The 12,299-nt window shown below is 67.6% G+C and carries 11 protein-coding genes; 2 read left to right on the plus strand and 9 right to left on the minus strand.

The annotated features are described in order from the left end of the window. Nucleotides 1-49: 49 nt before the first annotated feature. The 5 genes from ACXAJT_RS02990 to ftsW all read right to left on the minus strand — a co-directional run bounded on the left by ACXAJT_RS02990 (nt 50) and on the right by ftsW (nt 4,567). Nucleotides 50-295 (minus strand): DUF2484 family protein, encoded by a 246-nt coding sequence (locus ACXAJT_RS02990; protein WP_475232878.1) that lies wholly within the window; start codon nt 293-295, stop codon nt 50-52. 98 nt (nt 296-393) lie between these two features. Continuing rightward, nucleotides 394-621, minus strand: a complete 228-nt coding sequence (locus ACXAJT_RS02995; RefSeq protein WP_475232880.1) for a hypothetical protein — start codon at nt 619-621, stop codon at nt 394-396. A gap of 13 nt (nt 622-634) precedes the next feature. Beyond that, complete coding sequence (murC, locus tag ACXAJT_RS03000; RefSeq protein WP_475232882.1) at nt 635-2,032, minus strand: UDP-N-acetylmuramate--L-alanine ligase; 1,398 nt, start codon at nt 2,030-2,032, stop codon at nt 635-637. Nucleotides 2,033-2,064: 32 nt separating this feature from the next. After that, nucleotides 2,065-3,243, minus strand: a complete 1,179-nt coding sequence (locus ACXAJT_RS03005) for a UDP-N-acetylglucosamine--N-acetylmuramyl-(pentapeptide) pyrophosphoryl-undecaprenol N-acetylglucosamine transferase (protein ID WP_475232884.1) — start codon at nt 3,241-3,243, stop codon at nt 2,065-2,067. Between the two features lie 157 nt (nt 3,244-3,400). Beyond that, nucleotides 3,401-4,567: a putative lipid II flippase FtsW gene (gene ftsW, locus ACXAJT_RS03010; RefSeq protein ID WP_475233563.1), complete on the minus strand. Its 1,167-nt coding sequence runs from the start codon at nt 4,565-4,567 to the stop codon at nt 3,401-3,403. A 164-nt stretch (nt 4,568-4,731) separates the two neighbouring features. On the opposite strand from ftsW, the gene ACXAJT_RS03015 reads away from it, so the two are divergent. Next, on the plus strand, nt 4,732-5,910 hold the full coding sequence (locus ACXAJT_RS03015) for a BaiN/RdsA family NAD(P)/FAD-dependent oxidoreductase (RefSeq protein WP_475232886.1): 1,179 nt from the start codon (nt 4,732-4,734) through the stop codon (nt 5,908-5,910). A gap of 67 nt (nt 5,911-5,977) precedes the next feature. Continuing rightward, the gene (locus tag ACXAJT_RS03020) at nt 5,978-6,658 is read left to right on the plus strand and encodes a hypothetical protein (protein ID WP_475232888.1); all 681 of its coding nucleotides are present in this window, start codon (nt 5,978-5,980) and stop codon (nt 6,656-6,658) included. Here the strand turns inward: ACXAJT_RS03020 and murD are convergent. The 4 genes from murD to ACXAJT_RS03040 form a co-directional block, all read right to left on the minus strand. Next, complete coding sequence (gene murD / locus ACXAJT_RS03025; protein WP_475232890.1) at nt 6,655-8,058, minus strand: UDP-N-acetylmuramoyl-L-alanine--D-glutamate ligase; 1,404 nt, start codon at nt 8,056-8,058, stop codon at nt 6,655-6,657. The two genes, ACXAJT_RS03020 and murD, sit on opposite strands and share 4 nt — an antisense overlap. 167 nt (nt 8,059-8,225) lie before the next feature. Next, the gene (gene mraY, locus ACXAJT_RS03030; RefSeq protein WP_475232892.1) at nt 8,226-9,308 is read right to left on the minus strand and encodes a phospho-N-acetylmuramoyl-pentapeptide-transferase; all 1,083 of its coding nucleotides are present in this window, start codon (nt 9,306-9,308) and stop codon (nt 8,226-8,228) included. An 18-nt stretch (nt 9,309-9,326) separates the two neighbouring features. Continuing rightward, on the minus strand, nt 9,327-10,757 hold the full coding sequence (locus tag ACXAJT_RS03035; protein ID WP_475232894.1) for a UDP-N-acetylmuramoyl-tripeptide--D-alanyl-D-alanine ligase: 1,431 nt from the start codon (nt 10,755-10,757) through the stop codon (nt 9,327-9,329). After that, a complete protein-coding gene (locus ACXAJT_RS03040; RefSeq protein WP_475232896.1) occupies nt 10,754-12,247 on the minus strand; it encodes a UDP-N-acetylmuramoyl-L-alanyl-D-glutamate--2,6-diaminopimelate ligase in 1,494 nt (497 codons plus the stop codon). The genes ACXAJT_RS03035 and ACXAJT_RS03040 overlap by 4 nt, the downstream gene beginning before the upstream one ends. Nucleotides 12,248-12,299: the final 52 nt, after the last annotated feature.

The following is a 12,299-nucleotide window of genomic DNA, read 5'->3' on the forward strand; positions in this document are numbered from 1 at the left end:
GCGCAGGGTTCTGCCGTGTTCCGCCGCAAGGGTAAAGGGCCCGTGCAGTTCAGGCGATGCGCCTGCGCAGCCACCGGTAAAGATACAGCACCGGCCAGCGCAGCACGCTCGCCCCGGCCAGCAGCACCAGCAGCGCCAGCCAAGGCCCGTTTTGCCACCACACCCAACCCAGCAGCGGCAGCCCCAGCGCGATCAGCACATAGGCCCGGCGCCAATGATTGTCGCGCGAGGGAAGCATCGCCAGAACATTGGCCAGTATCAGCCACAGGCAGGCGAGAAAAAGCGATAGGGTCATGCGGCTTCTCCGGCAGATACCTCAGAGTGGGCCATGCCCCCTTGCCCCGCAAGCGGTTTGACAATGCGGCAGGACTCAATCTGGCATCGACCCGGCGTCTAGATGAACAGCCCGGTCAGGAACCGCCGCACCGGCCACGCCACAAGCAGCCCGCCGCCAGTGCTGGCGATCAGCGCTGCACTGCCCGAGGGATCGTGATTGATCTGCAGCGCCAGCAGCGCGAAGAACGCCAGAGCAAAGAAAAAGACGAGGCGGCGCAGGATCCCCAGCACCGCCACCGCCGACAGCAGGACGATCACGCCCGCGATGGCCCAGAGCAAACTCACGGGCGCGGCCTGCTCATTTCTCCAGCCGCGCCGGCAGGTTGTTGGCCCAGCTCGAAATGGTGCCCGCGCCAAGGCAGACCACCATGTCGCCGGGACGGGCCTGCTCGCGCACCAGCCGTTCCAGATCGTCCTCGCTGATGATCGCCCGCGCGTGGCGGTGACCGTGGCGGATCAGCCCGGCCACAAGATCGTCGCGGGTCGCGCCCTCGATCGGGTCCTCGCCAGCGCCGTAGACCTCGGCGATGGCCACCACGTCGGCCTCGTTGAAGCAGGTGCAGAAATCATCGAACAGCGAGTGCAGTCGCGAATAACGGTGCGGCTGGTGCACGGCGATGACGCGGCCTTCGCATGCCTGCCGCGCGGCCTTGAGCACCGCTGCAATTTCCACCGGGTGATGGCCGTAATCGTCGATGACCGTCACCCCGTTCACCTCGCCGACGCGGGTGAAGCGCCGGTTGACGCCTCCAAAGTTCGCCAGCGCGGTGCGGATCTCATCGCCGGTCATGCCCAGATGGCGCGCGATGGCCACCGCCGAGAGCGCGTTCGACACGTTGTGATCGCCCGGCATCGGCAGGGTGCAGCCCTCGATCACCATGTCCTCGGCCTGAAATGCCACGTCGAAATGCGCGATGCCCTTTTCGTAGCGCAGGTTGATCGCCCGGACATCGGCCTGTGCGTTGAAGCCATAGGTGGTCACGCGGCGGTCGGTCACCCGGCCCACCAGCGCCTGCACCTCGGGGTGGTCGGTGCAGCACACCGCCAGACCGTAGAAAGGAATGTTCGACACAAATTGGTAAAAGCCGTCGCGCAGCTTTTCGATCGAGCCCCAGTGCTCCATGTGCTCGGGGTCGATGTTGGTGACGATGGCGATGGTCGCGGGCAAACGGTTGAAGGTGCCGTCGCTCTCGTCAGCCTCGACCACCATCCATTCGCCAAGGCCAACGCGCGCGTTCGAGCCATAGGCGTGGATGATGCCGCCGTTGATCACCGTCGGATCGAGCCCGCCGCTGTCGAGCAGCGTGGCAACCATCGTGGTTGTGGTGGTCTTGCCATGGGTGCCCGCGACCGCGATGTTCGACTTCAGGCGCATCAGTTCGGCCAGCATCTCGGCCCGGCGCACCACCGGCAGACCGCGCCGCCGCGCCTCGTCAAGTTCGGGGTTGCCCGGCTTGATCGCCGACGAGATCACCACCACTTCGGCGCTGTCGAGGTTCTCGGCGCGCTGTCCTTCGAAGATCACCGCGCCCAGATCGACCAGCCGTTCGGTGATCTTGCTGCACTTGAGGTCCGAGCCCTGCACCGCATAGCCATGATTGAGCAGCACTTCGGCGATGCCCGACATGCCGATGCCGCCGATGCCGACGAAATGGATCGGGCCAACGTCGCCCGGCAGTTTGGTCGCAGGGCTCATGGCCACGCCTCCTTCGGGAAGTCTTTCATCTTTCATCTTGGCCCGGCCTCCTGCTGTCCCGCCTGTTCTTGGTATTGTTCTTCTTCATAATGCTCGGACTCGTCGGTTGTTCCGAAACCGGCAAGCTCTTCAACCATCTGGGCAAGACCAAGCGCCGCGTCGGGGTGCGAGACCGACAGCGCCGCGCGCGCCATCTGCGCCGCGCCCTCGCCATTGGCCAGCACCGCCGCCATCGCCTCGGTCATCGCCTCGACCGACAGCTTGCTTTCCGGGATGCGGATCGCCGCGCCGGCATCCACCAGCCCCTGCGCGTTGACCGTCTGATGATCGGCGAGCGCCGCGGCAAAGGGGATCAGGATCGAAGGCCGCCCGATCACCGAGATATCCGCCACCGAGGAGGCCCCCGAGCGCGAGATCACCAACTGCGCTTCAGACATGCGCGCCGGCACGTCGTTGAAGAACGGCTGCACGTCAGCGTCGATGCCGTGCTCATAGTAGAACTTGGCGACCCGCTCTCCGTCTTCGTCGCGCGCCTGATGGCTGACCCGCAGATGACGCAGGATCTCCATCGGCAGGCGTTCGATCGCCGGGGGCACCACGTCCGACAGGATGCGCGCGCCCTGCGAGCCGCCGATCACCAGCAGCGACATCGGGTAATCGCCCGGGGGAATATAGCCCGCCGCCGCGCGTTCGCGCACCGCGGCGCGCACCGGATTGCCGACGGGGATGCCCTCGACTCCCTGGGGCAGCTTGGTCGGCCATGTGCCGCAGGCCACCGCGTCGACCTTCTTGGCAAAGATCTCGTTGACCCGGCCCAGCACACCGTTCTGTTCGTGAATCATCGACGGCAGCTTCAGCAGCCGCGCCGCGCCAAGCGCCGGGATCGACGGATAGCCGCCGAAACCAACCACCACGTTCGGGCGGTCACGGCGGAACCGGCGCGCCATCGACAGGATGCCCTTGCCCACCTTCAGCGGCACGGTGATCTTAGACATCAGCCCGCCGCGCGCGAAGGTGGCCGAACTGACCTCTTCGATTTCCGTGGAATGGGGGAAGCCGCCAGTGTAGCGCGCCCCGCGTGCGTCGGTCGACAGTTTCACGCGCCAGCCCCGGCGCAGCATGATCTCGGCCAGCGCCTGCGCGGGGAACATATGCCCGCCCGTGCCGCCGGCCGCGATGACCAGAAGGGGGCGTTTGCCGTGTTCCGCCATTATGCTCGACCTCGTTCCTGCGCGGGGTCTGATGCCCCGCTGCCTTGCATTCCACACCGCGCTTGACTGATTACCAGACTCGGACGCGGCACCACGATTTCGCGCCCGTCTATCGCAGCGGGCCGCGGCGGAAAAGCGCCGCGGCCCGCCCTATGCCTCAGCGCATCCGCGCACGCAGGATCTCGCCGATCTCGCCCTGCGGACGCGAGCGGGTGAAGGCCAGCAGCATGCCCACCGCGATGCCCCCGGCGATCAGCGACGAGCCGCCGTAGCTGACGAAGGGCAGTGTCATGCCCTTGGCCGGCAGCAGCCGCACCGCCACGCCCATGTTGATCATTGCCTGCACACCGAACATCGCCGCAAGGCCGGTGCCTGCAAGGCGGATGAAGGGATCGCGCTCGCGCATCAGCCGGGTCATCGAACGCACCACGACGGTGGCGTAAAGTGTGATGATCGCCATCACCAGCACCAGCCCGTATTCCTCGGCGGCGACGGCGATGATGAAATCGGTGTGCGCATCGGGCAGCGACCATTTCACCTGCCCCTCGCCTACGCCGACACCAAAGAACCCGCCTTCGCGAATGGCGTTGGTGGCATAGCCAAGCTGGGTGTTGGGATCGACGTCCGGCGTCAGAAAGCCGTCGATGCGCCGCGCGAAGTGCTCGGAGTTGTTATAGGCAAACGTCCCGCCCAGAACGACGAGCCCTGCAAGGCACAGCAGCAGGAACATCGGCGCGCCGCCGACAAACCACATCACGCCCCAGCCAAAGAGGATCAGGCAGGCCTGACCGAAGTCGGGCTGCAGCGCCAGCGTGATCACGATGGCGCACATCAGCCCGAACGACCAAGTTTTGCCCGGCGGTCCCCCGATCTCTTGGCTCGCGGCCATCAGCCATGCGGCCACAATCACGAAAGCCGGCTTCAGGAATTCCGAGGGTTGCACGGAGGCGAAGCCCAGCGAGTACCAGCGCACCGCTCCTTTGCCGAAGTCGGTGCCCAGAAACGGCAGCGCCAGCAGCGAGGCGAAGGCAAACGCAAAGCCGATCACCGCCGCCCGGCGCACCATCACCGGGGTCATCATCGAGGTCAGGAACATTGCCGTCAGCGCCAGCCCGCCAAAGAACGCCTGCCGCTGCACGTAGTGGAACGGCGCAAAGCCGTTGCGCTCGGCCAGCGGCGGCGAGGCCGCGAGGCCCAGCAGAATGCCGACCCCGAAAAGCATCAGAACACAGGACAGCGACCATCTGTCTACCGTCCGCCACCATTTCGGCAGGACAGGTTCGCCATCGCGCACGGAGACCGCGCCGTAGACCATTTCCGTCATGGGAATACCGCTCAATTTGCCTGATCGTCCGGATTTTTCCGGATCTTGCGCAGAAGGCTAGCACCTGCCGTACCGTTTGGGAAGCCGCCGCAGTCCTGCTACGCCGCGATGGCCACCCCCTGCCCGCTCTTGCGGCGCGGCGCGATCCGGTGTTTCAGGGCGACATGCAGATCAACACGCTCATCCTCGGCGCCGGTGCCGCCGGCCTCATGTGTGCCGCCCATGCCGGGCCGGGCACGCTGGTCATCGATCACGCCCGCGCCCCGGGCGAGAAAATCCGTATCTCCGGCGGCGGACGGTGCAATTTCACCAACCTCGGCACCGAGCCGTCGCGCTTCCTGTCGCAGAACCCGCATTTCTGTAAATCGGCGCTGGCGCGCTACACCCAGTGGGACTTTATCGAACTGGTCTCGCGGCACGGCATCGCATGGCACGAAAAAACGCTGGGCCAGTTGTTCTGCGACGGCAAGGCGACGCAGATCATCGCCATGCTGCTGCGCGAGATGGAGGCGGCGGGCGCCGAGCTTTGGCTGCAGACCTCGCTGCGGGAACTGACCTATGCGGACGGCACCTACACCGCGCGGCTCGAACGCGAGGGCCGCGAGACGGTGGTGCGCGCCAAGAACCTCGTGGTGGCGACGGGCGGGCGCTCGATCCCCAAGATGGGCGCCACCGGCCTCGCCTATGACATCGCCCGGCAGTTCGGCCACGCGCTGATCGCGCCCCGCCCCGGCCTCGTGCCGCTGACCTTCCCCGAAAAGCGCTTTGCCGATCTGGCCGGGGTCTCGCTGCCCGCCCGCGTCTCGGCGAATGGCACCAGCTTCGACGAGGCGCTGCTGTTTACCCACCGCGGGCTCTCCGGCCCCTCGATCCTGCAGATCTCCAGCTATTGGCACGAGGGCGAAGAGATCAGCGTCAACCTCTCGCCCGCCCTCGACCCCGCCGCGCATCTGCGCGCTGCGCGCAAGGGCGCGGGCAAGCGCGCGCTGACCACCGAACTGCGGCAGATCCTGCCCGAGCGGCTGGTCGGTTACCTCGCCGATCATCTCGATCTCTCGGGCAACCTCGCCGATCTGTCGGACAAGCGCGCCGAGGCGCTCTCGGAGGCGCTGCGCGCATGGGTGCTGCGGCCTTCCGGTTCCGAGGGCTGGCGCACCGCCGAGGTCACGCTGGGCGGCGTCGACACCGACGGGCTCGACAGCCGCAGCATGGGCTCAAAGTCGCAGCCCGGCCTCTATTTCATCGGCGAAGCGGTGGATGTCACCGGCTGGCTCGGCGGCTACAACTTCCAGTGGGCCTGGGCCTCGGGGGCCGCGGCGGGGCAATCTCTTGCCGCAGGCTGACGCCGGGTCTTGAAAAACCCCGGCGATGCTTCCATCTTGTCATGCGCTTGTCACACAGGGCACATCCATGGCCTTCGCCGTTTATCCCACGCTGCATCCCCTCAACTGGGTCCGCGACCTGCGCGCGCAGGTGCCGCGCAAAGCCGCGCGCGATCTGCTCAACCGCATCCGCTACGGGCGCGAGGCGCCGCTCTCGGACGAGCTGATCCATGTGAACCCGTTGGAAGTGGACTACAGCTACAGCGGCGGGCTGCATCTGCGCCGCCCGCACAGCGGCAAGATCGTGCCCGGCGACTGGGATCTGCAGCGCAGCGAGATCGGCAAGAACACCAAGCTGCAAAGCTGTGTACTGCACTACGAACAAGGCGTGCCGTGGCGCGAGACGCCGCTGTTCGCCCGGCTGATGCGCGAAATCTCCGAAGGCAAACGCCCCGACGAATGCGGCTCTGCCGAGGAACTCGACGCGCGCTATGCCGCGCTCGACCGGGTGTTCGAAGAGACGCGCCAGCGCGGACGTCTGCTGTCGCGGGCCGAACTGCCCGACTATTTCCGCCGCGAACATGGCGGCATCCTGCTGCATGTCGCCCGTGACGGCACCCTGCTGCGCGCCAGCGGCGGCGCGCACCGGTTCGCCATTGCACGCATCCTGAAACTGCCGAGCATGCCGGCGCAGCTTGGCGCGGTGCATCTGGAGGCGCTGCTGGGCGGTCATCTCAGCCGCCTGCGCAACGCCCCGAAAAAGGCCTAGAGGCCGTCGCGCACGCGGGCGGCGAAATCCTCGCCGCGCTTTTCGAAGCTGTCGTATTGATCGAAGCTGGCCGCCGCGGGGGCCAGCAGCACCACCTCGCCGGGCTGCGCTTCGGCGCGGGCGCGTGCCACGGCGGTGGCCATGTCGGTGCAGACCTCCGCCTCGATGCCCGGCAGCCCCAGCGCGAAATTCGCCGCCTCGCGCCCGATGACATAGGCCTTGGCGACATGGCCCAGCCCCGGCGCAAGCCCGCCAAGCCCGCCGTCCTTCATCAGCCCGCCGCAGATCCAGCGAATGTTGTCGAAGGCCAGCAGCGCCTTGACCGCCGCATCCACATTGGTGGCCTTGCTGTCGTTGACATAGGTGACGCCCCCCGCCTCGGCGACGATCTGGCTGCGATGCGGCAACCCTTCAAAGCTGTGGAACGCCGCCTCGACCTGCCGCGGCGCCACGCCAAGCGCGCGCACGGCGGCATAGGCCGCGCAGGCGTTCTGGTGGTTGTGCGCCCCCGGCAACCCCTTGACCGCACGCAGGTCGATCGAGGCCACCTGCCGCCCCTTGCGCCATTCGGTCAGGAACCCCTTCTTGGCGAACACCAGCCAGCCCGGGCCGGCCAGCTTGCTGCCCGAAGAGACCTTGATCACCCGGTCATCCGTCGGCCCCTCGGAAAGCTGGTTGGCAAGATACTGCCCTTCGGCCTCGTCCACGCCAATGACGCAGCGGTCCGGCCCGCCTTCGGCGAACAGCCGGCGCTTGGCGGCGAAATAGCCGCCCATGCCGCCATGCCGGTCCAGATGGTCGGGCGACAGGTTGGTGAACACCGCCACATCGGGCGTCAGCGCGCGCGCCAGATCGGTCTGGTAGCTCGACAGTTCCAGCACCACGATGCCGCCGTCGCCCGGCGGGTCGATGTCCAGCACGCCGCGCCCGATGTTGCCTGCCAGCTGGCTCTCGCGCCCGGCGCTCTGCAGAATGTGGTGGATCAGCGCCGAGGTGGTGGACTTGCCGTTCGAGCCGGTCACCGCGATCACCCGCGGCGGCACATCGTACATGTCCCACGCCGCCCCGGCCCCGGCCAGCGCCCGGAAGAACAGGCCGATATCATTGTCCACCGGCACGCCCGCCGCCCAGGCGGCGGCGATCACCGGGTTGGGGTCGGGGTAAAGATGCGGGATGCCCGGAGAGACCACCAGCCAGTCGACGCCGTCAAAGCCGCCCGGCTTGGCCAGATCGCGGCTCTCGAAGCCCTCGGCCTCGGCCCCCTCGCGGGCGGTGGCATTGTCGTCCCAGACCAGCACCGCAGCGCCGCCTTCGCGCAGCGCCCGCGCCGCCGACAGCCCAGACCGCCCGAGCCCCAGCACCGCAACGCAGCGCTCCTCAAAGCCAGAAACCGGAATCATCCCAATGCCCTCACGCCTGCAGTTCGCTGCCACCACCGCTATCGCATCGGCCGCGCGTGCACCAGAGGACCCGGCGCGCACAGGCCGCAGCCGCCCCTTCGTCTAGATGCAAATATCCCGGGGGTCCGGGGGCAGCGCCCCCGGCCTGTCAAACCGCCCGCCGCGCCTCAGCGCAGCTTCAGCGTGGCCAGACCGATCAGCGCGAGGATCAGCGAGATGATCCAGAACCGGATGACGATCTGCGGCTCGGCCCAGCCCTTCTTCTCGTAGTGGTGATGGATCGGCGCCATCAGGAACACCCGCTTGCCGGTGCGCTTGAAATAAAGCACCTGAATGATCACCGACAGCGCCTCGACGACGAAAAGACCGCCAACGATGGCCAGCACGATCTCGTGCTTGGTGGCCACCGCGATGGCGCCAAGCCCGCCGCCAAGCGCCAGCGAGCCGGTGTCGCCCATGAACACCGCCGCGGGCGGCGCGTTGTACCACAGGAAACCAAGCCCGCCGCCGATCAGCGCGGCGGTGAAGATCAGGATCTCGCCGGTGCCGGGCACGTAGTGCACATCAAGATATTCGGTGAAGTCGGTGCGGCCCACCGCGTAGGCGATGATCCCCAGCGTGCCGCCGGCGATCATCACCGGCATGATCGCCAGCCCGTCGAGCCCGTCGGTCAGGTTCACCGCGTTGGCGGCGCCGACGATGACGATCATCGCAAACGGCACGAACAGCCAGCCCATATCAAGCAGCAGGTTCTTGAACACCGGGAACGCCAATTGCCCGGTCAGTTCCGCCGGGTGCAGCCATGCCGCCCAAGCCGCCGCGATGGCGGCGATGCCGAACCCGATCAGCAAGCGGACCTTGCCCGACACGCCGTCGGTGTTCTGCTTCTTCACCTTGGCATAATCGTCGGCGAAGCCGATCATCGCGTAGCCCATGGTGACAAACAGCACCATCCACACGAACCCGTTGTCGAGCCGCGCCCAAAGCAGCGTCGAGGTCAGCAGCGCACCGACGATCAGCAGCCCGCCCATGGTCGGAGTGCCTGCCTTGACGAAATGCCCCTCGGGGCCGTCGGTGCGGATCGGCTGGCCCTTGCCTTGCCGCTTGCGCAGCACGTCGATCAGCGGACGCCCGAACAGGAAGCCGAAGATCAGCGCGGTCAGGAACGCTCCGCCCGCCCGGAAGGTGATGTAGCGGAACAGGTTGAAAACATCGCCGCCGTCACTCAGTCCAGTCAGCCAATAGAGCATGAGCCCCGGTCCTTCTTGTCAGATAGTGGCGCGCGCATGACCCATTTTCCGGATCGCGTCAACCACGCGCGCCAGCGCCATCGACAGCGAGCCCTTGACCAGCACCACATCGCCAGCGTCGAGATCATGGCGCACCCGCTCGGCCATCGCCGTGCTGGTTTCGGCCCAATGGCCGCGCTTGTCCTCGGGCAGCGCCAGCCACAGATCGCGCATCAGCGGCCCGACGCAATGCACGATATCGATGTGGCCCATCGACGGATGCCGCGCCAGCGCGCGGTGCAGGTCGTGCTCCTGCGTGCCCAGTTCCTTCATATCGCCCAGATAGGCGATGCGCCGTCCCTGCGCGACGCGCCCCAGCCCGTTCTTCGGCTGCGCGCCCGCCAGCACTTCCAGCGAGGCGCCAAGCGAGGCGGGGTTGGCGTTATAGGCGTCGTCAATCAACTCGAGCGTCTGCTCGGTCTCTACCGGGTCGAGCACGATCTCTTCGCGCAGGCCGCGGCCCGCTCCGGCCTCCCATTGCCCCAGCGCGGTGACCGCCAGCGCGCGGTCCAGCCCCAGCGCATGCACCGCCGCCAGAACACCCATGCCGTTGACCGCGAAATGCCGTCCCGGCACGCCGACCTTGTAAAGCACCGGCGTACGCCACGCGCGGCCCTGCGCCACGGTGGTGGCATCGCCGACGGTGACCTCTTCGACGCGGTGATGATTGCCCGCCGCCTCGCCAAAGGTGATGACCTGCGCCGCCTTGGCCTCGGCCAGTTCGACCAGCAGCGGCGAGACCTCGAGATCGCCATTGACCACGGCGCTGCCGCCGGGCTCCAGCCCCTCGAAGATCGCCGCCTTCTCGCGCGCGATGCCTTCGAGGTTCTCGAAGGCGGCCAGATGCGCCGGTGCGACGATGGTGATCATCGCCACATGCGGCCGTGCCATGCGGCTCAGCGGGGCGATTTCGCCGGGGTGGTTCATGCCGATCTCGATCACGGCAAAATCCACATCCGCAGGCATCCGCGCCAGCGTCAGCGGCACGCCCCAGTGGTTGTTGTAGCTCTTTTCGGCGGCATGAACCGTGCCCTGCGCGCCCAGCACCGTGCGCAGCATCTCCTTTGTGGAGGTTTTGCCCACCGAGCCGGTCACCGCCACCACTTGCGCCCGCGTGCGCGCCCGCGCTGCGCGCCCCAGCGCCTCCAGCCCCGGCAGCACGTCGTCGACGATCAGCAGCGGCGCATCCTCGGGCACATCCTCCGGGATACGGCTGACGAGCGCGGCCCCTGCGCCTTTCTCCAGCGCCTGCGCCACGAAGTCATGCGCGTCGCGCGCCGCGGTCAGGGCGACAAAGAGATCGCCCTTCTCCAGCGTGCGGGTGTCGATCGAAACGCCGCTGACGCTCCAGTTGCCAATGGCCCGCCCGCCGGTTGCGGCGGCGGCCTCTTCAGCCGTCCAAAGCGTCACAGCCCTCTCCCGTCCAGCGCGTTCACAGCAACGCTCGCCTGCTCGACGTCGTCGAAGGGGTAGATCGTATCGCCGACGATCTGCCCGGTCTCATGGCCCTTGCCGAGGATCATCAGCGCATCCCCCGGCCCCAGCGCATCAACGCCGCGCAGGATCGCCTCGGCGCGGTCGCCGACCTCCAGCGCGCCCGGCGCGCCGTCCAGCACCTCGGCACGGATTGCGCCCGGATCCTCGCTGCGCGGGTTGTCGTCCGAGACGATCACCATGTCGGCGAACTCATGTGCCGCGGCCCCCATCAGCGGGCGCTTGCCCGGATCGCGGTCGCCGCCGGCGCCGACGATGGCGATCAGCCGGCCCATCACGTGCGGGCGCAGCGCCTGCAGCGCGGTTGCCACGGCGTCGGGTGTATGGGCAAAGTCGACGTAGACCGCTGCGCCGTTGTCGCGCGTCGCCGCCAGTTGCATGCGGCCGCGCACCGTCTCCAGCCGCTCCAAAGCCGGGAACACCCGTTCGGCCTCAGCGCCGCAGGCCAGCGCAAGGCCCGCGGCCAGCGCCGCGTTCTGCCCCTGAAAGCCGCCGATGAGCCCGAGCCGCAGCTGCTGCACCGCGCCGCGCCAGTCGAGCCGCAGGTCCTGCCCGGTGGCATGGAAGCGCTGGCCGAGGATGCGCAGATCGCAGCCCTCTGCCGCGCCGACCGAGATCACCTCCTGCCCACGCGCACGGGCGATGGCCATCATGTCGACGCCGCGCGGGTCGTCGATATTGATCACCGCGATGCCGTCATCCGGCAGAACCCGCGCGAACAGCCCCGCCTTGGCGGCGAAATACTCTTCGAAATCCGCGTGGTAATCGAGGTGATCCTGCGTGAAATTGGTGAATCCCGCTGCCGCCAGTTGCACCCCGTCGAGGCGGCGCTGGTCGAGCCCGTGGCTCGAGGCCTCCATGGCGCAGTGATCGACCCCCGCAGCGGCGGCTTCGGACAGCGCGCGATGCAGGGTGATCGGCTCGGGTGTGGTGTGCTTCAGCGGCGCCTGCCAGTCGCCTTCGACGCCAGTGGTGCCGAGGTTGATGGCGCGACAGCCAAGGTCTTGCCAGATGTGACGCAGGAAGGTCGCGACCGAGGTCTTGCCGTTGGTGCCGGTGACGGCGGCCATCACCTGCGGCTGCGCGCCGAACCACAGCGCCGCGACATAAGAGAGCGTCTGCCGCGGGTCGGCGGCGATGACCAGCGCCGCCTCGTTTTCGGCCAGCGCGTCAGCGGCCAGCGCGGCGCCTTCGGCATCGGTGAGAATGGCCGCGGCGCCCTGCGCCAGTGCGGTGGGGATGAATGTCGCGCCGTGCACCTTGGTGCCCGGCAGCGCCGCGAACAGATGCCCCGGTTGTACCTCCCGGCTGTCGACCGAGACCCCCGTCACCTTTGCATCGCGACCGCCGCGTGCGGTCAGCCCCAACTCGCCGAGGCTCTTGCCTCCCTCAGAGACGGTGCTCATGACGGCCCTTTCATCGTTCTTCAAATACGTATGGCCAGAAACCGGCCAGAGG

The organism is Salipiger sp. ABF4_146, from assembly GCF_056161345.1.

Coding starts and splice junctions, on each gene's coding strand:
- mraY (WP_475232892.1), bottom strand. CDS start 9,308: ATGCTCTATTGGCTGACTGGACTGAGTGACGGCGGCGATGTTTTCAAC.
- ACXAJT_RS03005 (WP_475232884.1), bottom strand. CDS start 3,243: ATGGCGGAACACGGCAAACGCCCCCTTCTGGTCATCGCGGCCGGCGGC.
- ACXAJT_RS02990 (WP_475232878.1), bottom strand. CDS start 295: ATGACCCTATCGCTTTTTCTCGCCTGCCTGTGGCTGATACTGGCCAAT.
- ftsW (WP_475233563.1), bottom strand. CDS start 4,567: ATGACGGAAATGGTCTACGGCGCGGTCTCCGTGCGCGATGGCGAACCT.
- murC (WP_475232882.1), bottom strand. CDS start 2,032: ATGAGCCCTGCGACCAAACTGCCGGGCGACGTTGGCCCGATCCATTTC.
- ACXAJT_RS03040 (WP_475232896.1), bottom strand. CDS start 12,247: ATGAGCACCGTCTCTGAGGGAGGCAAGAGCCTCGGCGAGTTGGGGCTG.
- ACXAJT_RS03020 (WP_475232888.1), top strand. CDS start 5,978: ATGGCCTTCGCCGTTTATCCCACGCTGCATCCCCTCAACTGGGTCCGC.
- ACXAJT_RS03015 (WP_475232886.1), top strand. CDS start 4,732: ATGCAGATCAACACGCTCATCCTCGGCGCCGGTGCCGCCGGCCTCATG.
- murD (WP_475232890.1), bottom strand. CDS start 8,058: ATGATTCCGGTTTCTGGCTTTGAGGAGCGCTGCGTTGCGGTGCTGGGG.